Source organism: Mycolicibacterium aurum, from assembly GCF_900637195.1.
Lineage (GTDB): Bacteria > Actinomycetota > Actinomycetes > Mycobacteriales > Mycobacteriaceae > Mycobacterium > Mycobacterium aurum.
On the sequence record NZ_LR134356.1, the window covers coordinates 1,809,858 to 1,831,266 of the forward strand.

22 protein-coding genes are annotated in these 21,409 nt (G+C 67.2%); 12 read left to right on the plus strand and 10 right to left on the minus strand.

Features of this window, described 5'->3' with window-relative positions:
• Positions 1–77 precede the first annotated feature (77 nt).
• The 5 genes from EL337_RS08605 to EL337_RS08625 all read left to right on the plus strand — a co-directional run bounded on the left by EL337_RS08605 (position 78) and on the right by EL337_RS08625 (position 3,356).
• The gene (locus EL337_RS08605; RefSeq protein ID WP_048634257.1) at positions 78–365 is read left to right on the plus strand and encodes a GlsB/YeaQ/YmgE family stress response membrane protein; all 288 of its coding nucleotides are present in this window, start codon (positions 78–80) and stop codon (positions 363–365) included.
• Positions 366–697: 332 nt separating this feature from the next.
• Complete coding sequence (locus EL337_RS08610) at positions 698–1,255, plus strand: CsbD family protein (RefSeq protein ID WP_048634256.1); 558 nt, start codon at positions 698–700, stop codon at positions 1,253–1,255.
• A gap of 26 nt (positions 1,256–1,281) precedes the next feature.
• Positions 1,282–1,959, plus strand: a complete 678-nt coding sequence (locus EL337_RS08615; protein ID WP_048634255.1) for an IF2 family translation initiation factor — start codon at positions 1,282–1,284, stop codon at positions 1,957–1,959.
• A 161-nt stretch (positions 1,960–2,120) separates the two neighbouring features.
• On the plus strand, positions 2,121–2,738 hold the full coding sequence (locus EL337_RS08620; RefSeq protein WP_126316541.1) for a hypothetical protein: 618 nt from the start codon (positions 2,121–2,123) through the stop codon (positions 2,736–2,738).
• 12 nt (positions 2,739–2,750) lie between these two features.
• Positions 2,751–3,356, plus strand: a complete 606-nt coding sequence (locus tag EL337_RS08625) for a DUF998 domain-containing protein (RefSeq protein WP_048634334.1) — start codon at positions 2,751–2,753, stop codon at positions 3,354–3,356.
• Here the strand turns inward: EL337_RS08625 and EL337_RS08630 are convergent.
• Positions 3,353–4,165: a cutinase family protein gene (locus EL337_RS08630; RefSeq protein WP_232786879.1), complete on the minus strand. Its 813-nt coding sequence runs from the start codon at positions 4,163–4,165 to the stop codon at positions 3,353–3,355. The genes EL337_RS08625 and EL337_RS08630 overlap by 4 nt on opposite strands.
• Positions 4,166–4,250: 85 nt before the next feature.
• Positions 4,251–5,165 carry an NYN domain-containing protein gene (locus tag EL337_RS08635; RefSeq protein WP_048634253.1) on the minus strand — a complete coding sequence of 305 codons (915 nt, stop codon included), beginning with the start codon at positions 5,163–5,165 and terminating at the stop codon, positions 4,251–4,253.
• A gap of 134 nt (positions 5,166–5,299) precedes the next feature.
• Between EL337_RS08635 and EL337_RS08640 the strand changes: the two genes are divergently transcribed.
• The 3 genes from EL337_RS08640 to EL337_RS08650 are packed head-to-tail and all read left to right on the plus strand — an operon-like array spanning position 5,300 to position 8,501.
• Positions 5,300–6,268 carry a methylenetetrahydrofolate reductase gene (locus tag EL337_RS08640; protein WP_048634332.1) on the plus strand — a complete coding sequence of 323 codons (969 nt, stop codon included), beginning with the start codon at positions 5,300–5,302 and terminating at the stop codon, positions 6,266–6,268.
• A complete protein-coding gene (locus EL337_RS08645; RefSeq protein ID WP_048634252.1) occupies positions 6,265–7,026 on the plus strand; it encodes a class I SAM-dependent methyltransferase in 762 nt (253 codons plus the stop codon). Before EL337_RS08640 ends, EL337_RS08645 begins: the two co-directional genes overlap by 4 nt.
• Before the next feature lie 35 nt (positions 7,027–7,061).
• Entirely contained in the window at positions 7,062–8,501 is a 1,440-nt protein-coding gene (locus EL337_RS08650; RefSeq protein ID WP_048634251.1) for a DUF2252 domain-containing protein, read from the plus strand.
• A gap of 34 nt (positions 8,502–8,535) precedes the next feature.
• On the opposite strand, the gene EL337_RS08655 is transcribed toward EL337_RS08650, so the two are convergent.
• The 4 genes from EL337_RS08655 to EL337_RS29180 all read right to left on the minus strand — a co-directional run bounded on the left by EL337_RS08655 (position 8,536) and on the right by EL337_RS29180 (position 11,343).
• Positions 8,536–9,444, minus strand: a complete 909-nt coding sequence (locus tag EL337_RS08655) for an SDR family NAD(P)-dependent oxidoreductase (protein WP_083443207.1) — start codon at positions 9,442–9,444, stop codon at positions 8,536–8,538.
• Complete coding sequence (locus tag EL337_RS08660; protein ID WP_048634250.1) at positions 9,441–10,838, minus strand: NAD-dependent epimerase/dehydratase family protein; 1,398 nt, start codon at positions 10,836–10,838, stop codon at positions 9,441–9,443. The genes EL337_RS08655 and EL337_RS08660 overlap by 4 nt, the downstream gene beginning before the upstream one ends.
• Positions 10,831–11,133 (minus strand): hypothetical protein, encoded by a 303-nt coding sequence (locus EL337_RS08665; protein WP_232786878.1) that lies wholly within the window; start codon positions 11,131–11,133, stop codon positions 10,831–10,833. The genes EL337_RS08660 and EL337_RS08665 overlap by 8 nt, the downstream gene beginning before the upstream one ends.
• Positions 11,134–11,214: 81 nt before the next feature.
• Complete coding sequence (locus EL337_RS29180; protein WP_264035228.1) at positions 11,215–11,343, minus strand: hypothetical protein; 129 nt, start codon at positions 11,341–11,343, stop codon at positions 11,215–11,217.
• 321 nt (positions 11,344–11,664) lie between these two features.
• Between EL337_RS29180 and EL337_RS08670 the strand changes: the two genes are divergently transcribed.
• From EL337_RS08670 to EL337_RS08685, 4 genes are read left to right on the plus strand one after another with little or no spacing between them, the layout of a single operon-like run.
• The gene (locus EL337_RS08670) at positions 11,665–12,696 is read left to right on the plus strand and encodes a glycosyltransferase family 4 protein (protein WP_232786877.1); all 1,032 of its coding nucleotides are present in this window, start codon (positions 11,665–11,667) and stop codon (positions 12,694–12,696) included.
• A complete protein-coding gene (locus EL337_RS08675) occupies positions 12,693–14,399 on the plus strand; it encodes a glycoside hydrolase family 13 protein (protein WP_048634249.1) in 1,707 nt (568 codons plus the stop codon). Before EL337_RS08670 ends, EL337_RS08675 begins: the two co-directional genes overlap by 4 nt.
• A gap of 53 nt (positions 14,400–14,452) precedes the next feature.
• Positions 14,453–16,003, plus strand: a complete 1,551-nt coding sequence (locus EL337_RS08680) for an adenylate/guanylate cyclase domain-containing protein (protein WP_048634248.1) — start codon at positions 14,453–14,455, stop codon at positions 16,001–16,003.
• 44 nt (positions 16,004–16,047) lie between these two features.
• The gene (locus EL337_RS08685) at positions 16,048–17,502 is read left to right on the plus strand and encodes an SDR family NAD(P)-dependent oxidoreductase (protein WP_048634328.1); all 1,455 of its coding nucleotides are present in this window, start codon (positions 16,048–16,050) and stop codon (positions 17,500–17,502) included.
• Between the two features lie 39 nt (positions 17,503–17,541).
• Here EL337_RS08685 and EL337_RS08690 read toward each other — a convergent pair whose 3' ends face one another.
• The 4 genes from EL337_RS08690 to EL337_RS08705 all read right to left on the minus strand — a co-directional run bounded on the left by EL337_RS08690 (position 17,542) and on the right by EL337_RS08705 (position 21,405).
• Entirely contained in the window at positions 17,542–18,801 is a 1,260-nt protein-coding gene (locus EL337_RS08690; protein WP_235666611.1) for an IS30 family transposase, read from the minus strand.
• A 104-nt stretch (positions 18,802–18,905) separates the two neighbouring features.
• Positions 18,906–19,949: a cupin domain-containing protein gene (locus EL337_RS08695; protein WP_048632360.1), complete on the minus strand. Its 1,044-nt coding sequence runs from the start codon at positions 19,947–19,949 to the stop codon at positions 18,906–18,908.
• Positions 19,950–20,029: 80 nt separating this feature from the next.
• The gene (locus EL337_RS08700) at positions 20,030–20,932 is read right to left on the minus strand and encodes a 1-acyl-sn-glycerol-3-phosphate acyltransferase (protein WP_232786788.1); all 903 of its coding nucleotides are present in this window, start codon (positions 20,930–20,932) and stop codon (positions 20,030–20,032) included.
• A complete protein-coding gene (locus EL337_RS08705) occupies positions 20,929–21,405 on the minus strand; it encodes an acyl-CoA thioesterase (RefSeq protein WP_048632361.1) in 477 nt (158 codons plus the stop codon). Before EL337_RS08705 ends, EL337_RS08700 begins: the two co-directional genes overlap by 4 nt.
• Positions 21,406–21,409: the final 4 nt, after the last annotated feature.

Below are 21,409 nucleotides of genomic sequence, written 5' to 3' on the forward strand. Positions count from 1 at the left end.
GAAAACGGGTAACCCCGCCCGGACAGACTTCGAGGGCTCTCATGCCTGACGGGTGATCTCAACTGAGAGCAGAAATCATGATTGGAACCATTCTCGGCGCCGTTGTCGTCGGGCTCATCGTCGGCGCCCTGGCTCGGCTGATCATGCCCGGCAAACAGAGCATCGGCGTGATCATGACGGTGCTGCTGGGCGCCATCGGTTCGTTCCTGGGTGCGTGGGTGTCATACAAGCTGGGCTATTCGAACGCCAACGGTGGCTTCGAATTCATCCCGTTCCTCGTCGGCATCATCTTCGCCGTCGTTCTGATCGCCATCTACGTCGGAATCACGGGACGTCGCGGCGCGTCGCCGCGCACAACACGGTGATCTGCTGAGGACCACGCTCCGGCAGCCCAGGCTGCCGGAGCGTGCCTCGTTGAAACGGCTTTGACCTGCGAAGGGTTTCGGCACAGACGAATGGGTGCATACCCTCTCCGTGAGCTTCGCTGCTCTCTAGCTGCGTCCAGACCCGGCGCATCACGCCAACCGCGCTAGCCCGCGGTCATGTCGACGCACTCATCTGTGCAGCACGCGCGTGACGGAAGGTCGCCGACCTACGTCTCGCTCCACATCCGACGTCTTCGTTGTACGGAGACTCGCAACCACACCGCGGGCACTGCCGACGCACTGTCGGTCCCGCAGTGATAAAAGGAGATCGAATGACAGAGCACGACAAGGCCGGCCAGGCACGCAAAGGCCTGATCGACTCGGTGAAGGGCAAGGCGAAGGAAGTTGTCGGCGCGGTAACCGGCAACGATTCGCTGACCGCTGAGGGACAACTCGAGCAGACGCAGGCAGCAGAGCGCAAGGAAGCCAACAGTGTTGAGGCCGTCGCCGACGCCGAGGCAGAACTGGCTCGCGCCGAGGCAGCCGATGCGAGACTGGCCGGCGCTCAAGAGCGCGCGACCGTGAACGCCGAGGCTGCAGCGGTGGAAGGCTCCGTCCGCGCCCAGCAGGATGCGCAGAAGCGCACCGCCGAAGCCGCCGAAGCGCAGAAGGCTGCGGCAGCGAAGGCGCAGGCCGAGGCAGACGCTCAACGCGAGGTCGAGCAGGCCAGGGCACAGGAACGTGTCGACGTCAGGGCCGCTGCCGACGAGGTCGTGGAGGCCGCCGCCGAGCAGCAGACCGCCGAGCGCATCACCGAGAACGCTCACGAGCAAGCCGAAGAGAACCGGGCGCGCGCCGCCCGTCTGACCAACGAAGCCGACCTGCCTTGAGCACCGGCACCACACAGGAGTCAAGAATGAGCATCACCACAGTCCCGTTCGCAGTCTTGGGATTTCAGTACCGCATCGCCCGTTTCCCCCTCCAGTTGATCGAGGACCGGGTCATGGCCCGGATGGACGCGGAAGCACCCGCTCGGCTGTTCTACGAGCGCACGCTCGGCATGCTCGACGCGGCTGTCGGTGGCGCGCTGGGTGATTCGGAGCTGGAGACCCGTGGGTCCGCACTCGCCGAGCGCAGCGACGCCTTGAGCCGGGCTGCCAAGCTCGATGCGGCCGCCACACAGAAGCAGCAGCGCGCCGATGCGCAGGCGAAGACCAAGGTCGACGGCGCGATCAACGACCAGAAGCAGGCCAAGGAAGCCAAGGAGCGCGACGTCCAGGACGCGCGCACTCAGGCCGAGCAGCGCAAGAAGGCTGCCGCCGAGGACGCCCAGAAGCGTGCCGATGCGGCGAAGCGGCAGGTCGACGAAGTTGCTGCACAGCGCAAGAACTCCGTCGAGGACGCCAAGCGCAAGGAGCAGGCCCGCATTCGGGCGGAGGAGGAGAAGGCCACCTCAGCCGCGAAGTCCAAGTTGGACGACGCCAAGGCCAAGAGTGACGCCGCCGAAAGCAAACGCGCACAGGCGGACCGACTCGAGCAGCTCGCTGACGCCGAGAAGCAGAAGCGTCGCACAGCGCGAGCTACCGAGAACTGACCGACAATCTCAGAGAGGCCAGGCCGAATAGGCCTGGCCTTTCTGTGTCGGCAGCGAGGACCCCGCGCAAGCGGCATGCGCACGGAAACACGACGAGACATGCGTGGGCCCGAGGCGAGCGTTCTCCCCGGTTCGTGCCCATGCTCTGCCACTCTTTGTGGGTGGATTTGATCTGGAGTGTGGTCGCGGTGACGATCGCGACGTTCACAGTGCTGCTCGCGACGCGACACTTTCTCGCTCTGGGAAGCGACTGGGTGTTCCGTCGTTACGTCGCCCTCGGCGGATTGGTGGCATTCACCGTCGCCGCGCACGGCAACGGCACCTATCGTGTGCGGTTCGAAGTCGGCGGACCCGCGGTTCTCCATAACGTCACGGTGCAACGGTTCGGCATCTCCGAGGCGGGCCTGGGTGCTGATTCGCAGCGGCCCGCGGTACGGCACACCATGACCGCCGGTGACAGTCCGATCGAGTGGGCCTTTCGACTTGCCGACGATAAGGCCGAACGAGCCTGGGTGATGGTGACGTGGGTTCGTCCGTACCTGCAGGGCGTCGAATCCGAAGCGCTGGCCCAATCGTTGCACACCGGCCGTCTGTACGAGTGGCGGTGGTACTCCGAGACAAATCGTTACGCGAGAACGGTGATCCGGTTTCTCGCGCGCCGCTGGTCGCCGCTAGCCTCCCTGCGAGAGTTGCCGCTGTACGGGCGGTGGCGGCGCACCTCATCGACCACCGCCGCGGATCTCTTGGGCCCGGCCGCCACCCCTCCGCCGAGGGTCTGAATGGGATACCGCGTGGGTTACGTGCGCCTGGCAGGGGTGATCTGGCTGCTTGGTGCGGCTGTCTACCTGGTCTGCGAGGCGATCGCGGCGGCCGCCTCCGACGGGTACAGCTACAGCGCCGACTTCATCAGCGACCTCGGAGTGCATCCGGTGATGAACGTCGGCGCGTTCATGGTGCACGGAATCCTTTTTCTGATCGGCGCATTCGTCGTGACCCGCGGTCAGGCGACCATAGGACCGGCAGCCAAGGGTTTCGTCCTGGCTGCCGCTATGAACGCGATCGGCAATGTGCTGATCGGCGTGTTCCCCAGCGGGTCAGCTCAGGCGCACTGGCATGTCTTCGGCGCGGCGATGGCCATACTCGGCGGCAATGTGGCGGTGATCTTGGCCGGCGTCTGCGGCCGCGCTGTCGGTGCGACGCCGGCATTCCGTCGTGCCAGCATCGGTTTCGGCGTCTTCGGTATCGCCTGCCTTGCCGTTCTGATCATCGACGGCGCCAACGGTTCTCGTGTGCTCCCGGCCGGACTGACCGAACGCGGCGCGGTGTACACGATCATCGGCTGGGAGTTGATGGCCGGTGTGGCGATCCTTCGTCGTCGGCTCGGTGACCCGCGTTAAGAGTCGGGCGCCGCTTCGGCGACCTTGCCGGCGGCGAAGTCGGCGGCTTGCATCACCAGACCGTCGGAGACGTATCGGGCGTGTGCGCCGATGTCGTTGCCCGGCGAGCACACGAAATCGTTGGGCACACACAACTCGATCGTCTTGGGTTCGTAGAGCGGGCCAATAGTCACGGCCGGCTGTTTGATCACGTTCATGAATCGGTCCGACGGTGTGCCGAGAAGAGTCACCGCCGAGACGTGATTGGCGATGTCGGGCGGCATCGGCGCCGGAACCTCCGAGGCCGTCACCCCGTCGGGTATCAGTTCCGTTGTCACGAAGCCCATCACAGCCGCGCCCTGGGAATAGCCGCCCAGTACCAGCTTGGTGTCGGGGCAGTTCATCGCCATCTCCTGCACGTGCGTGCTGGCGTCGGTGATGCCCTCAACGGCGGTGGGGAAGTCGGGGCTGGCCGGATAGTCGACGGCGTACACCCCCACGGTCGTGCCGCCGAGCCTGGACCGCAGGTCGTCGACGAAGGCCTGGCCCATCGCGCCCAGGCCGGGCGCTTCCGTGGTGCCCCGTGCAAAGACGACCTCGACGTCGGGACAACCCGGCGCCGGCGCTGTCACGGGTGCTGCCGCCGGAACCGGGCCCGGTGCGGGCCCCGGCGCGACAGGCGGCTGCGCCGACGGCGCCGGCGGTGGTGGCAGCGGTGGGACCGCTGGCTGCGCGCCCGCGACCGGCGGCGCCAGCGACATGATCATCATGCTGACGCAGACTGCCGCGGCGAGGCGTCCTGAACCACTGAGACGATTCGACAAGCCCATCTAACGATGGTGACACAGTTGCGGGAGTGAGGCACGTTGCAGACGGCAACCGTTACCTACCTGCAGTACCGCAAGCCACTTCCGATCACTGCCCGTCGCGCAGCCGCACCAGCCGTGTCGTCGAACTCTCGTCCAGCTCAACGACTTCCGAGCGTGACCGCAGGAAATCGCTGAATGACCGGAAGCCCAGGGACTTCTCACTGAACGACGGATCCATGCGTTTCATCTGTGCCTTCACCGCGGAGTTGTGCAGCCAGTCGGCGTCGTCCTTCTCCAGGCCGATGCGCAGTGCCCTGGTCAGCAACCCGGTCGCCGCCGCCTGCGGATCCGGCTCGTCGGGCGCATCCTGCTCCGCGGGCGCGTCCGACTCCCCGGGGACGTCGGCCTTCGACTTCCCGGACCGTCGTCGGGGCGCGGGCTTGTCCTCCGCCGCGGGCGTCGGCTCGAACACCGGGACGCCGGGCAACGCGTCGTAGCTGACGAACTCGTCGCAGGCGGCCGCCAGCATCCGGCTGGAGGAGCCGGCCACCCCGATACCCACCACATACCGCCCCAGGCGCTTGCAGCGTTGAGCCAGCGCGATGTAGTCGGAGTCGCCGCCGACGATCACCACATGCGTCAGGTCGGGCAGGCGGAACATGTCCTCGACCGCGTCGACGGCGAGTCGGATGTCGGCGCCGTTCTTCCCGTATGCCGCCGCGGGAAACAGCTGCACCAGGTCGACCGCTCGTCCCACCAGCTGACCGCGGTAGCCGGCGTTGATCTCGGCCGACCAGTCGGCGTAGGCGCGGGTCAACACCAGCGTGCCGAAAGACGACGCGAAGTCGATGATCGCGCCGACGTCGACGGTGGCGCGGGCCAGCCGCTCCGCGGCATCGTCGGGAGCCTTGGCCTTGTCGCGCTGAAACGAATTGCGGCCGTTCACCTGGTCGTACCTGGAGATCACGATGTTGTCGAAGTCGAGATACACCGCAACACGGGTGGCGCCGGAGTCGGTCATGGGCCCCAGTCTGGTCGATGAACGGAGTCCCTGGCCCTATCGGGGCGGTTTGGGCCGCCGGAAATTAGGTCGCACCCGGTGCCGGAGTTTCGAACCGCGCGGAATGGTCATCCTCGGGGCGAAACGAGGTGTGGATGACGCAGGGTTGCCCCAAGCGGATGGATTTCGGGCCGTGCGGCGGCGTGCGGCCAGACGGGCAGTGCGAGATGCGTCCGGGTGACTGCGTGTTTCCCGAGGCGGTGCTGTGGGCAGGTCCCGTCGTCGATGCGCCGGCCGTGCAGCCGCCGCTGATACTGACCGATTTCAGCTGCACACCCTTCGACCCGGCCGACGTCGAGAGCGTCGCCACGACCCTGGCTCCGTCCTGCGACGCGGTGCTGGTGGGCGAGCACCAGAATCGGCCCGACTTTCCTCCGACGCTGATGAGCCGAATGCTGCTCGATGTCGGTGCGACCCCGTGGATCACGTTGTCGTGCCGGGACCGCAACCGCATCGTGCTGGAGCAGGAACTGCGCGGCCTCGCTCTGCTGGGTGTCGGGACGGTGTTCTGTGTGACCGGCGACGGCCGGGGATACGACGTGCGACCCGACGTCACGCAGACGTTCGACCTCGACGGACCGCGGCTCGTCGCACTGTCCGCGTCACTGGGCATGGCCGCCGCCGTACCCGAGACACCGACGGCGCCGCCGCTGGCGGCCCGCCCGGTGCGGCTGGTTCAGAAGCAGCGAGCGGGGGCGAGCGTCGCGGTCCTCAATCACGTCACCAGCCCTGAGTCGGTGGAACGTTTCGTCGGAGCAGCGCGGGCCGCCGGATTGACGATCCCCGTTCTCGCCGCGGTCGCTGTCTTCACCGATGCCGTGTCGGCCGCGGTCCTGCAGGGGCTGCCCGGCCTCGAGCTGGACGCCGACATCGTCGACCGTGTGCTTGCGGCGCCGAATCCCATCGAGGCCGGAATCGACGCCGCGGTCGCCGAAGCGCAGGCACTGCTGCAGATCGATGGTGTTGCGGGAGTGAACATCTCGGGTTCGGCGTCCTCGGGTGGCACCCGGCTGGGCGCGGAGATCAAAGCCGAAGTGGGCGCACGGATCAGGGCCGCGGCATGAGCGACGCGATGGACGCGGAGTTCGACACTGTCGCCGAGTGGACAGCCGAGGCGGCCCAGCGACTGGGCGACGAATTCATCCTGCCCGCGGCGTGCCGGGGTAGCGGAAGTCCGGCCGCGCTGGACTGGCTCATCGATGCGCTGGACCTGCAGGGCGACGACGTCCTCGTCGACAGCGGCGCCGGAGTGGGGGGCCCCGCGGCCTATGCCGTGCAGAGCCGACGGGTACGCGCACTGCTGGTCGAGCCGGAGGCCGGGGCGTGCCGGGCGGCGGCGACACTGTTCGGGTTCCCGGTGGTTCAGGCGTCCGGATCGGCCTTGCCGGTCGCTGATCACGCCGTCGACGCCGCGTGGTCGCTGGGCGTGCTGTGCACGATGGAGGATCAGATCGGCTTGCTCACCGAACTCCGCCGGGTGGTACGACCACCGGGTCGGGTGGGTCTGCTCGTGTATGTCGCCACCAGAGAGCTCTCCGCCGATGAGGTGCCCGAGGGAAACCACTTTCCGACCGACGCCTCGCTCACGCGGTTGTTCGACGAGTCGGGTTTCGCCGTCGTCGCACGCGAGCGCGCCGCCGACCTGGACGATCCGCCCGCCGAATGGGACCAGCGCGTCGACGACGTCGACGGCGAGATCAAGCGCCTGCACCAGCACGAGGAGGCGTGGCAGGTGGCCGAACAACAATCGGACACCATGGCCGAGCTGGTCACCAGCGGCGCCGTGGTGGCAACGCTGTACAGCCTGCGAACCACGAATTAGAGGAGTGTCCGCCGAGCCGAGGTGAATCAGCGACCATGGCAACCGTGAACAGTGCCCCCACGCGTCCCGAGCCGACCAGACACACCGTGCTGGCCGACACCGACAGCGGCGCCTATCACTCACTGCGGCAGCGCCCGGTCACCAGGGCGCAGCGATATGAGCTCGGTAAGAGCCTGCGCAAGCGGGTGCCGAGGCGGTCGCTGGCGGACTGGACGCTACGGCCGGACCGGCCGGACCCGATACGTCTGATCGAGGACAATCACCGAGGCCGGGTGGACCGGCTCATTCCCGTGCGGGTCGGGCGCATGATCGCGTCCCCCTACGGCTTTCTTCGCGGCACTGCCGTGGTGATGGCCGACGACGTGGCGCATCTCCCCACGACAGGGATCAACCCGGTGGTGTGCGGTGACTCGCACCTGGGCAACTTCGGCTTCTACGCCTCGCCGGAACGCGACCTGGTCATCGACCTCAACGACTTCGACGAAGCGCACCCTGGTGGCTGGGAATGGGACCTACGGCGGTTGGTGGCGAGCATCTGGGTGGCGGGACGCCACAACGGCGCCTCCGAGGACGACTGTGGCGCCGCGGTCCACTCGTGCGTGTCCGCCTATCGCCTGGAGCTGCGACGGCTGGCCGACGAGCCGTTGTTCTCCCGTTCCTTCACCCGGCTGGACGTCGACCGGCTGGCCGGGGAGACGGCAGGGCCGCTCGCCGACGAAGTGCGGCGGTCGGCCAATCGGGCCCGCCACCGCACGAGTGACCGGGCGCTGCCACGGTTCACCCAGGAAGTCGACGGCGTCCGCACGATCGTCGAGGAGCCGCCGCTGATCACCCGGCTGCCGGCGCAGGAGGCCGACGCGTTGGCCGAGGCGCTCGACGACTACCTACCGACGCTGTCCACCCACTGGCGACGTGTGCTGGGCGGCTACACCCTCCTCGACGTCGCGCACAAGGTGGTCGGGGTGGGCAGCGTAGGCCTGCGCGCCTACGTCGCCCTGCTGGAAGGTTCGTCACCCGAGGACGTCGTGTTCCTGCAACTCAAGCAGGCGCGCCGCTCGGTCCTGGCGCGATACGTGCACGGCGAATCGGCGTGGCACGCGCATCAGGGGCAGCGGGTGGTCGAGTACCAGCAGGCGCTGCAGACAGTCAGTGATCCACTGCTGGGCTGGACGACGGTGAACGGCCTGCAGTTCTACGTCCGCCAGTTCCGGAACATGAAGGGCACCATCCCGTTGGACGCGATGGACGGTAAGGCGCTGATCGACTACACGGCGGTGGTCGGGCAGCTGCTCGCCAAGGGGCACGCCAGGACCAGTGGCGCCTCGATGATCGCCGGCTACATGGGGCGCTCGGAGAAGGTGGAGGAGGCGCTGAGCGTGTTCGCCTGCCGCTACGCCGACCAGACCGAAGCCGACCACGCCGCGCTGGTGACGGCGGTCGAGTGCGGCCGGTTGCCGGTCGAGCGCGGGGTGTAGCCGACGGCCATTCGATGTCTCGGGTGTGGTGCCGTCACCCGGCGGGACGGTCGTGACCGGTCGGCCCCCGCCGGGGGAGAACCGTTGGCGCGCCGTTGAACACGTTGCCGGTGGTGGATTCGATCGGCTCCGACTCGAACGACGCCGCCCGGATCAACGGCCCGATGACTGCGTCGAACAGCGACGGAATCACGCGATAGAGAATGATCGCCGGGAGATTGACCAGGCCGACCTGGCGTTCGCTGGAGCGGTCGCGGTCGCTGGCGCGCACGATCGCGGCGGCGACGAAGGCGGGGGCGTCGGCAGTCGGGGGTACCCGCGGTGCGTGCCCGTAGAAATTGCCCGCGGTCCCGTAGACAGGCGTGTCGACCGGACCAGGGTAGACACCGTGGATCCGGATGCCGGGCAGGTGCCGATTCTCCTGGCGCAGAACGCGAACCAGTGCACCCATGGCGAACTTGCTGAGAACGTAGGGCGATTGGTAGGGCACGGCGGTCACGCCGAGAAGGGATCCGACCAGTATCAGATGTCCGGCGCCGCGAAACTGAAAATGGTCGAGCGCCGAGCGCGCCACGTTCGCCGCCCCGAGAAGGTTGGTCTTGACCACGCCGTCGAAGACCCCGACGGGTAGATCCTCGAACCGGCCGAATGCCGTCACCGCGGCACACTGTGCCACGACGTCGAACCGGCCGAACCGGGCCACGGCGAAGTCGAAAAGGTCCTGTACCTGATCGGCGTCGGAGATGTCGGTGGCGAAAACGGCGACAGCCGGCGCGCCGGTGGAACGGCATTCGTCGGCGACGTCCTGCAGCGCATCCTCGGAGCGAGATGCCAGCACCAGACGCGCGTTCCTGCGGGCGTAGGCCAGGGCAGCTTCGTGGCCGATTCCACTCGTGGCGCCGATGACGACGACGATCGGGGACGTGTTGTCTCGCAGACTCATTGACCGTGGCCTTCGCTGGTTCGGTGACGCTCGGCCATCCCGAGGGTGACGAGGGTTGCGGTGGCCGCGACCGGCGACCACCCGCCGCGGTGAGTTGATGCCACCGCGAGGGCGACGGCGACCGGTGCCGCCAGGGCGACGAGGTCTCGGCGCCGTTCGCGCACCCGGCGCAGTGCCATCGGTGTGCCGGAGACGAGATTGACGGCGATCACCGCAACGTCGGGTGCGCCGGCGCGCCGGAATCCGACCGCTCGTGTCAGGGCCAGCGCGCTCCACAGCCACAGCGAGTAGTCGTGAATCCGGTCGATCGTGCTCGAGGTACGTCGTGCAGCCATTCGCTGTTCGTCCTTCCATCCTGTCGCTGCGCTGGTGCCGGTGGCGCCCGCGGCCAGACCGTCGATGAGTTCCCGCGCGCAGGACGCAGACGACCTCGTTGGCGCCCAGCCGAGCTCACGGCGAATCTTGGCGGTGTCCATGAGCGGGGAGTTGGTGGCGACGTCGTACCAGCCCGGGGTCAACGCGACCAGGCGGGCGCTACTGAGCGCGGTGACCGCCGCACGCATGAGGCGCGGCGCGACGTCGAACGGGCGCGCACCGACCAGCGCGGCGAGCCCACGGGTATCGAGGACGTCGGCCGCGACGTTGAAAGAGCCTTCGGCGCGGTCCAGCATCATCAGCACCACCGCGTCGCCGACGTCGTCGGCGTGGACGAACTGCAGCGCCAGCCCGGCCGGAAGGGGCAGCACGGGCAGCAGGCGCCGTCGCAGGACATCGAAGGCCGCCTTCGGGACCAGCGGCCCGAGGTACACCGACCGGATCAACGATGCTGCCTCGCGCTGAACCACCACCGTGGGGCGGAACCGGGCCACCGCCGTCGCGGGATGGTCGCGCACGAACCGGTCGAGCATGCGTTCCACGTCGACTTTGTGCCTGCTGTAGGTGGATGTGCGCTGGCCGGTGTCGGGCCAGGTCTCATCGACCGGATGGGTCGATCCAGGTGCGTAGATCCCGAGGCTCGACGCGTACACCAACTGGGTGATGGCCGCGGAATCCATGGCGCGCAGCACCGCCTGTGTGCCGAGAACATTCGCCCGGTACAGATAGTCCACGTCGCGTGCGGGCTGGACGGCCAAAGCCAGATGGATGACCACGTCGGCGCCCCGCATCGCGGGCGCGAGATCGGCGGCAGCGCCGGGTGCGGACAGATCGACGGTATGCCAGTGCACGCGCTCGTAGAGGTGTCCGGTGGTGGGCGGTCGTCGGCAGACGCCGACGACCTGGGCATCAGGGAGGCGACGTGCCAGCGCACGCAGCACACCGGAGCCGACGTTGCCCGATGCGCCGGTCACGACGATGCGCCGGTGGACGCCAGGCGGAGGAGTGGCTTCACTCATGAATGGTGACCACGATCGGTTCATAGGCTCCGGGGACGGGCGGGGGCGGTTCGTCGTCCGGGCTCCCGCCGTCGTCGCCGGGTGGCGCAGGCGCGCCCGGCCGTGCCATGGCATCCAGGAGCGAGAGCAGCGCGGCGCCGTGTTCGGCGACGATCGCGGTCAGCGGGTGGTGCTCACCGGACGCCACAGCGACGGCAGCGCACACCGGGCACCACACCTGGGTGCATTTTCCGGGCGCACCGTCGTCGGCCGCCGATGCGTAGGCTTTGCCCGCCTGTATCAGCGGCTGGAGCATAACCAGCAACGTCTGTGCGAGCTGCTGCAGATCAGGGCCCTTGTCTGAGTGGTCGCTGATCAAGTCGCCGTACGTCTCGCTCTAGCTGGGTGATTCGGTCGCGGCGTTGTCGGCCGCCTGTTCGGTGCCGGTCGGGTGATCGGTGTCGCTGGGGTCGAGATCACGGCTGTCATGGCCTGCTGTCTCGTCTTTCTTCACAACGTCTTTCATGTCGCGCATGTCTCCGTCTCACTGTCGCTTGGTCATGGTGCCGATGGTTCTCCCCAGGTCTGAGCGAGCGGCCCGTCAGAGATACCCGGGCAGATACCGCGCAAACGCACGGCGAGCTGGGATTTCCGGGGCGTACACTGAGCGCGAAGGGCCGAGAAGTGATCGAAATTTGGTTTCTGCTCAGAGATTTCGTGACGGTTCAGGGCCGTGCGTCCGTCGGGATGTCCAAACTTGTTGATCGGCAACGCAAAGCGGATTGGCCCGCTACCTGCCCTGCGGCCACGGCGAGCCCGGTATGGTGAGCCCATTGATATTCCAGGCGTGACCGACGGACCCATCCGAGTCGCTGTACTCGCTCCGATCGCGTGGCGGACACCTCCCCGGCACTACGGGCCGTGGGAGCAGTTCGCGTCCCTGCTCACCGAGGGGCTGGTGGCCGCAGGCCATGACGTCACGTTGTTCGCCACCGCGGACTCTCTCACCACCGCCACGCTGTCGGCCACCGCGGCCTGTGGCTGGTCCGAGGACGAGACGATCGACGCCAAGGTTGCCGAGTGCCTGCACATCGCGTCGGTGTTCGAGCGGGCCGGCGATTTCGACATCATCCACAACGGCTTCGACTTCCTGCCGCTGACCTACAGCGGTCTCGTCGACACTCCGGTGGTGACCACGATCCACGGGTTCTCGTCCGACCGGATCATTCCCGTCTACGCACGGTACGACAGCACGACGGCGTACGTGTCGATCAGCGACGCCGACCGGCATCCCGATCTCCACTATGCGGCGACCGTGCATCACGGCATCGACCTGAACGGATTCGCGGTGCATCCGGACCCGGGTGAGCACCTGCTGTTCTTCGGACGCATACACCCCGACAAGGGCACCGCCGACGCGATCGAGGTGGCCCGTCGATGCGGTCGCAGGCTCGACATCGCCGGCATCATTCAGGACGAGGAGTACTACCGCGCCGAAGTTGCCCCGCACGTCGACGGCACGCGGGTGCGGTATCTGGGCCCGGTGGGCGTTGACGCGCGCGCCGAGGTACTCGGCGGTGCGCATGCACTACTGCATCTGATCGGCTTCGACGAACCGTTCGGGTACAGCGTCGTCGAGGCAATGGCCTGCGGAACCCCCGTCATAGCGAACGCGCGAGGGTCGATGGGAGAGCTGATCACCCACGGCGAGAACGGTTTTCTGGTCGACGGCGTCGACTCGGCGGTGGCCGCGGTCGACGCGGCCGGTGCGCTCGACCGGACCGAGATCGCCGCTACGGCCGCGGTGCGCTTCACCGTGACCACCATGATCGACAAGTACGTCGCGGTGTATCGCGACATCCTCGGGGGCCGGGCATGAGTGCAGACCAGTGGTGGAAATCAGCGGTCGTGTACCAGATCTATCCGCGCAGCTTCGCCGATTCCACCGGCGACGGGATCGGGGACCTGGCCGGAATCAGCGACCGACTGGACTACCTTCAGGCGCTCGGCATCGACGTGATCTGGCTGTCCCCGATCTACCGGTCGCCACAGATCGACAACGGATACGACATCAGCGACTACCACGACATCGACCCCATGTTCGGCACCCTCGCCGAGTTCGACGCACTACTGGCCAAGGTGCACGACCTCGGCATGAAGCTCGTGATGGATCTGGTCGTCAACCACACCTCCGACGAGCATCCGTGGTTCGTCGAATCGCGCTCGTCGCGGGACAATCCCAAGCGGGATTGGTACATCTGGCGCGACGCGCGCGGCGGTGCTGATCCCATCGAAGGTGGTGAACCGAACAACTGGGGTTCCTTCTTCAGCGGGCCGGCGTGGACGTGGGACCCGTCGACCGAGCAGTACTACCTGCACCTGTTCGACCGGAAACAGCCGGACCTCAACTGGGACAACCCGCAGGTTCGGGATGCGGTGCACGCGATGATGCGCTGGTGGCTGGACCGTGGCGTCGACGGCTTCCGGATGGACGTCATCAACTTCATCTCCAAAGTGCCCGGGCTTCCCGACACCACCGTTGCACCGGGGCAACAGGTCGCCGTCGCTTTTGACCGATTCGCCGACGGCCCGCATGTGCACGAGTATCTCGCCGAGTTGACCCGCGAGGTCTTCGGCGGTCGCAGTGGCCGATTCATCACCGTGGGGGAGATGCCGGGGGTGACACCCGAGCAGGCGCGGCTGTACACCGATCCGGCCCGTGGCGAGGTCGACATGGTCTTCCAGTTCGAGCACGTGTCCGTCGATCAGGGCCCGGCAGGCAAGTTCGACTACATCGGGCTCGATCTGGTGGCACTGAAGCACACCCTGCATCGGTGGCAGGCCGCGCTGGCGGACACGGGGTGGAACAGCCTGTACTGGAACAACCACGACCAGCCCCGCGTGGTGTCGAGGTTCGGCGACGATCACCCTGACTACTGGGCGGCCTCGGCGAAGGCGCTGGCGACGATTCTGCACGGCATGCGTGGTACGCCGTTCGTCTATCAGGGCGAGGAGCTCGGAATGACGAACTATCCGTTCCGGAATCCGCAGGACCACAAGGACCTTGAGGCTGTCAACTACTACCGGAGCGTGGTCGCGAGCGGCGGCGATACCGACGCCGCGCTCGCCGGCCTGGCCGCGGTCAGCCGCGACAACGCCCGCACACCGATGCAGTGGAACGCTGGGCCCAATGCCGGGTTCACCACCGGGGACCCGTGGCTACCCGTCAATCCCAACCACGACTGGCTCAACGCCAAGGCCCAATTCACCTCGCCCGACTCGGTTTTCGCCCACTACCAGGCGCTCATCCGCCTTCGGCACGAGTTGTCTGTCCTGGCCGACGGCGATGTGATGCAGCTGATGGCCGACGACCCACAGATCTGGGCGTACACGCGAACGGCGGCCGATCAAGCTCTGCTGGTGATCGCGAACTGTGGACGCGCTCCCCGCACCGTGGAACTCGGTCCGGAATGGGGTTCGGCAGTGCTGTTGCTCGGCAACCTGCCCGGCACTGCGGCGATCGCGTCGTCCTCTCTGGAACTGGCCGCGTGGGACGCTCGAATCTATTCGATCACCCGATAACGGTTGGCCTGAAACCAGAGTTCTGCTGGTCGCGTCAATTACGCTGAGTATTCATGGCGGAAACCGCGTACGCATCCTGCGGCGACCTCAGCCTGGCGTATCAGGTATTCGGCGACGGGCCGGTAGACCTTGTCTTCGTGGGACCCATGGTCAGCCACATCGAGCTGTTCTGGACGATGCCCGAATTTAAGTCGTTCTTCGATCAACTCGCGACTTTTTGTCGCGTGGCCATATTCGACAAGGCCGGGGTCGGGCTGTCGGACCCGGTGCCGCAGGTGCGCACATTCGACGATCGGGTCACGGAGATCCAGGCCGTCATGGATGCCGCCGGCTTCGAACGGGCAGCAGTTTTCGGCATGAGCGAGGGTGGTGCTCAGTCCCTCTACTTCGCTGCGAAACAACCAGAGCGCACGCGGGCGCTCATCACCTACGGCTCGTTCGCCTACCTTTCCGGCGGCGGGTGGGACGAGGTTTTGGGAGACCCCGCCGAGCTGGCGTCGCGTTTGGTTCGCGAGCTGGGAGCGGAGTACACACCGTCGGCCGAACAGATTGTGAAACTGCAGAATTTCACCCGAACCGCTCGCTCGCAGTGGGGCAACGGTGCAACCGCCAAGGCGATGTTTCCCTCGGTCCGGTCGCTGCGCCAGCTCGCGATGTTCGAGCGCATGGCCGCAAGCCCGGGGATGGCCCTCGCCACAATGGAATCCAACCTCTATATCGACCTCCGGTCCGTGCTGCCGACGCTGAGCGTGCCCACCCTCGTCACACACGCCCGCGGCGATGCCATGCCGGTGCAGTGCGGTCGGTTCCTCGCCGACCACATCCCCGGCGCGACGTACCTCGAGGTTGACGGCGTGGACCATGCGCCGTGGTTCACCGAGCCCGACACACTCGCGACCCGCATCGAGGAGTTCCTCACCGGTGGCCATGCCGTGCCGTCAGCGTCACACCGGGCGCTGCGCACAGTGCTGTTCACCGACATCGTCGCGTCGACCCAACGTGCCGTCGAGTCGGGCGACGAGCGTTGGCGCGCGGTCCTGCAGCGCTTCGGTGAGGTCAGCGCCGACCTCGTCCAGCAATTCAGCGGCACGGTGGTGAAGAGCACCGGCGACGGTCACCTGGCCACCTTCGACGGCCCTACGCACGCCATTCGCTGTGCGGAGGCGTTGCGGACCGACGCCGAGCTCCTCGGGATCGAGATCCGCGCCGGCATTCACACCGGTGAGTGTGAACTTCTGGGCGACGACATCGGCGGGATCGCAGTCCACATCGCCGCGCGCATCCTCGGCCAGGCCGGGGCTGGCGAGATCGTCGTCTCCAGGACCGTCCGCGACCTGGTCGTAGGGTCGGGCACCAGCTTCGGGGACCGCGGCACCGTCGAGTTGCGTGGCGTGCCCGGCAGCTGGCAGCTCCTCGCGGTCCATCGTCCCGGCACCCGCGATTCCGCCGAGGCGAAACTCGCGTCGGCTCCGACCCCGGGTCCGCGCGAGGCGATGCTGCGCACAGATCGGGCCGTCGGGGTGGTGGCCAGGCGGACGCCGTGGGTCTTGCGCGGAATCTCGCGACTTTCCCCCGCTATAGGTCGTCGCCGCAGGGTCGGGTGATGCTGATCCCAGAGCCGGCCGACGATGGCCCGTACTCTTTGACCGTGAACGCGATCGACCCGGACAAGCTCAGCACCTGTCTTCAGGTGCTGGCCGACATCGAGGCGTTGCCTCCTGAGCACCCCGATGCCGTTGCCGTGCGCCGGGCCACCGCAGGCGTGTTCAAGGCCGTCAAGAAGGCCCGCAGAACCGCCCGGCGCGACGCGGTCGCGGCCGCTGACCGCGCCGTGATCGCCGCGACGGCCACCGGCGCGCCGGGCCGCATCGACGACGAGACGGCCGGCCTGCCGCTCGTCTCGTCGGCGGCAGGCGCCACTGCGGGCACGCTGTTGCGGTCGCGGGCCTGCTACATCTGCAAGAACCACCACACGGTCGTCGACGCCTTCTACCACCAGCTCTGCCCCGAGTGCGCGGCACTCAACCGGGCCAAGCGCGAAGCCCGCACCGATCTGACTGGCAAGACGGCGCTGCTGACGGGTGGGCGCGCCAAGATCGGCATGTACATCGCGCTGCGCCTGCTCCGCGACGGTGCTCACACGACCATCACCACCCGCTTCCCGAACGACGCGGTACGGCGCTTCGCCGCGATGGAGGACAGCGCCGACTGGCTGCACCGGCTCCGCATCGTCGGTATCGACCTACGGGACCCGGCGCAGGTCGTCGCCCTGGCCGACACCGTCGCCGCGCAGGGTCCGCTGGACATCCTGATCAACAACGCCGCCCAGACCGTGCGCCGCGCACCCGGCTCCTACGCGGCGCTCGTCGAGGCGGAACGCACCCCGGCGCCGGAGCTGGTGGACGTGGTCTCGTTCGACCGGGTCAGCGACGCGCACCCAGCGGCGCTCGCGGGCAGCCTGGCCGAGCACCACACCCCGCACGCGCCCTCACATCCCGAGTCGCTTCGCTCCTGCCCTCCGGTCACCGAACTCGCTCTTACCGCCCGCAGCGCGTCCCCGGACCGGATCGCGGCGGGCACCGCGATCGACGCCGGCGGTCTGTTGCCCGACACCGCCGCGGTCAACAGCTGGACCCAACGCGTCCACGAGGTCGACGCGATGGAACTGCTCGAGGTCCAACTGTGCAACCAGACCGCACCGTTCATCCTCGTGAGCCGGTTGCGCCCGGCGATGGCCGCCTCGGCGGCACGGCGCAAGTACGTCGTCAACGTCTCGGCGATGGAAGGCCAGTTCAGCCGCGGGTACAAGGGGCCGGGCCACCCCCACACCAACATGGCCAAGGCCGCGTTGAACATGCTGACACGCACCAGCGCCGGCGAGATGCTGGAGCAGGACGGCATCCTGATGACCGCGGTGGACACCGGCTGGATCACCGACGAGCGCCCACACCCGACGAAGTTGCGGCTCGCCGAGGAGGGCTTCCACGCCCCGCTCGACCTCGTCGACGGTGCGGCACGGGTGTACGACCCGATCGTCCGCGGCGAGGCCGGCGAGGACCTGTACGGCTGCTTTCTGAAGGACTACTCGAAGGCCAACTGGTAGCTCGACCGTGGGCCACGTGCACGATAATTGGCGGCGGGTTCAAGGGGTGGATGCAACAGCTGGCGGTTTTGAGAGTAGTTCGTTGAGGGCTTCGGCGGGTGTTCTCCAGTTCAGTGTCTGGCGGGGTCGGCCGTTGAGTTCGGCGGCGACGTTGTCAAGGATGCCGGGACCGTGCAGCGAGAGGTCGGTCCCCTTCGGAAAGTACTGACGCAGTAGCCCATTGGTGTTCTCGTTGGTGCCACGCTGCCAGGGTGAGTGCGGATCGCAGAAGTAGATGTCGAGATCGGCTGCGGCGGCGATGGCGATGTGGTTGGCCATTTCCTTGCCCTGATCCCAGGTCAGAGAACGCCGTAGGTGCTCTGGCAGCTCGGTCATCTTCTCCACGATGGCGTCTTGGACTGCGACCGCACCGTGGTTGTCGGGCAGATGAAGCAGCATGACGAACCGGGTGGCGCGCTCGACCAAGGTGCCGATCGCAGATCCGGATGTGGTGCTGCCGATGATCAGGTCACCCTCCCAGTGCCCGGGCACTGCACGGTCGGCGACCTCGGCCGGGCGTTCGCTGATGTTAACCATGCCCGGGATCCGACCGCGGCGGGTCTCGGGCTGGCGCCGAGGCCGGCGAATGGCCCGCTTGGTCCGCAAGCACTGGTGCAGCTCACGGCGCAGCGATCCGCGCCCTTGGACGTAGATGGACTGGTAGATGGCCTCGTGTGACACCCACATCTCCAGATCGTCGGGGAAGTCGCTGCGCAACCGGCGCGCGATCTGGCGCGGACTATGACGCAGCTTCAACCGAGTCTGCACCTCGTCGCGCAAGGTGTCATTGGCGGCGAGCTTTCCTCGCTTGGGGCGTCGCGCCCGCCTCGCCGCCGACCGCTCACCAGCCAATGCGTCATAGCGCACCGTCGAGGTGCTACCGCTCTGGCGCGCACCGAAAGCCTTCTTGCGGCGGTAACCCGACTTGCGTCCGTCGTAGCGGTTCTCGACGTTATTGTCGAGTTCACGCTTGATCGTCGACGCCGCACGCCCGAGTCGCGCTCCGATCGAGCGCAGTGACTCATCACGGCCCACACCGACCTGAATTTGGATGCGCTCTTCGAGGGTCAGTCGGGGCTTGGGCCCCTCTATCTTCACCTCGTACACACGTTGTTTCACACCACCAGCGTCGGTCAGCCACTTCCGTGCCGCCCCCAGCGACACACCGACGGCGAAGGCAGCCTCAGCCGGATTGAGCCCCAACCCAATCTGCGCCCAGAACGCTTTCACCGTCGCCGGCTGAATCGCATGGGACCCCATCGCAACACTCCTCAATCAAAGGGTGTTGCATCCATCCCTTGAACCCGCCGGCGAAATGTGTGCGTTAGAGCCCACGCTCGACACACGTCACCTGGTCACCGCAGTCAGTCGAGAGGGTTGATGCGGTTGACGATGAGGGGGTCGGCGGGGGTGAAGGGGAAGTTCGGTAGGTCGTCGATGTGGGTGTCGAACGCGGCGGCGAGGACTTTGCGGGAGTAGGCGCTGGCGGATGCGCGGTAGCCGATGTCGGCGGGGTAGGGCTGGTCGAAGAAGATCAGGAAGTGCCAGGGGTCGGTGCCGATGTTCTCGATGTGGTGTGGGTAGGCGCGGGGAATGAAGTACATGTCCCCGGTGGTCATGGTCCAGGTGTCGAGGGTGCCGTCAGGGTTCATCACGGTCATGCGGGCGTCGCCGTGGTGGACGTAGCCCATTTCGGCGGTGACCGGATGCCAGTGTGGTTCGCGCATGCCGTTTTCGGTGACGCGCAGTGAGTACATGGAGATGTCGGTGAGGATGGGCCAGAACTGGTCGCGGGCGAAGCGGGCGTTGCCGCTGACGTAGTTCAGGCCGGGGGCTTGGGCTTCGACGTCGAATTTGTGGGGGTTGGTGAGGTGCGCGGCGGCGGGGATGTCGGGTGCGCCGGTGCGGGCGGCGAGTTTGTGATCGCGCGTGGTGCGGTGGATGGTGGCGAAGTCGGAGGCGGGCAGGTCGTAGGTGTTGCCCAGGACGGCGTCGGAGAAGGCGCCCAGGGTGGCGCCGAAGCCGAAGTCCTCGGGGCGTTCGTGGCGGAAGGCGATGATGAACTCTGCGACATCGTCGCCGATGTTCTCGATGTGGTGCAGTGAACCCGAATTGGCGTGGAACATCTGCCCGGCGGTGAGGGTGAAGGTGGAGAAGCTGTTGTGGTTGTCCAGGATGGACACCAGTGCGGTGCCGGACACGCAGTAGGTGAGTTCGTTGGCGTTGGCGTGCCAGTGCGGGGTGCGCATGGCGCCGGGGTTGAGCAGGACCCGCTTGATGGACAGTCCCTTGAGGATGGGCAGGTTGTCGGCGGTGACGCGGCGCATCGACCCGAGATCGGATTCCTCGACGATCTCGCCGTCGTGCAGGGAGGCGGTGTGGCTGCTGCGGATACTGGACGTCGTCATGGGGATGACTCTGCTCGGTCAGCGCACCGCTGTCATTGAGGTTGACGCATCTCGCTGCTTCCCGTTAGCTGCAATTGCGGTCAACCGAGCAGCGGGCGACGATTCGCGGTCATCTCGTCGAGCGCGCTCTGCATTGCGCTGCGGATTCGCTCGGCATAGGCGTCGGCGTCTTCATCCGGGTGCGGGTTCATCGGGGCCAGGACGCGGGTGCGCAGCTTCGTCGGCAACGGCAGGTAGGGCAACATCCCCACCGCGCCGAGGTTGACGCCCCAGGGCAGTGATACCGACAGAGGAAGCGCCTTCACCCTGAGGATCTTGTCGAGCCGCAGTGCGTGGGCCAGACGTTCGCCGCTGGACAGCACCACCAGGGATTCGCCCGCACCTGCCGTGACGATCGGGATCACCGGAACTCCGAACTCCAGCGCCAACCGGGCGAATCCGGCCCGTCCGCCGAAGACGATCCGGTTGCGGTCCTCCCAGGCCTTCGCCGCGTCGAGGTCGCCGCCGGGCAGCACGACGACGTGGTGGCCGTTCTCGTAGGCCTCGCGGGCGCTTTCATGGCTGGCGGGGCGGGCGCCGAGCGGCTCCAGGAGCGGCCCGACCTTGAGGGTCCACGCCAGCTGATGGGTCAGGATGGTGACGGGTCGCGTGAGCTCGAGTTGCTCCAGTGCCGCGCCCATCGCGAACACGTTGAGATCGAAGATGCCGCCGAAGCCGTGGTTGGCCACGAACAGCACAGGTGCGTCGAGCTGCGGTGCAGCGCTGTCGATTTCGAGCCGGTGGTAACGGCGCACGAACTCGATGCCGAGCTTCCGTACCAGCGACAGCGCGGTGACCATGGCGTCGGGCACAGTCGAGGATTCGCCGCCGGAGTCCCGCCGGACGGCCGCGAGCAGTGCGTCGACGAAATGATCGTGCGTGGCGCCGTGGTCGGTTGGGTCATCGGTCGTGGAGGCGGGGTCGTTGTGACGCGGGTCTTTCACGTCGGCCTCAGTCTCAGCGAGGCGAGGCGGGTGCGGGCGTCTTCGGGGATCGGTGTCGGACCGCTGTCGTCTAGCAGCACCAGCACCGTGTCGCAGAGACTTACGCAGGCGTCGTCGTGAAACAGGGCGGTGGAGGCCACGAACGACGTCCGCCCGACGTGGCCGATGCCGATGGCGGTGTCGATCGCCGCCGGCCAGGGCGCCTCGCGCAGATAGTGAACGACGATCGTTGACGTCACGATGCGTCGGCTTCGCGCGGTGCGGTCATAGACATCCGGGAACACCCGCCGGTTGAGGCTGGCCCGGGTGTTCTCGTGCAACGATTCCAGCGCGACGTTGTTGAGGTGTCCGTTGGCGTCCATGTCCCCGAAGCGCGCGTCGATCAGTTGGTGGACGGGGTACGCCGAGGCCTCCAGCCGTGCCGGATGTGGGCGCGGCACGGAGCTGATCAACGGGTTCGGACCGGAGTGCATGAGA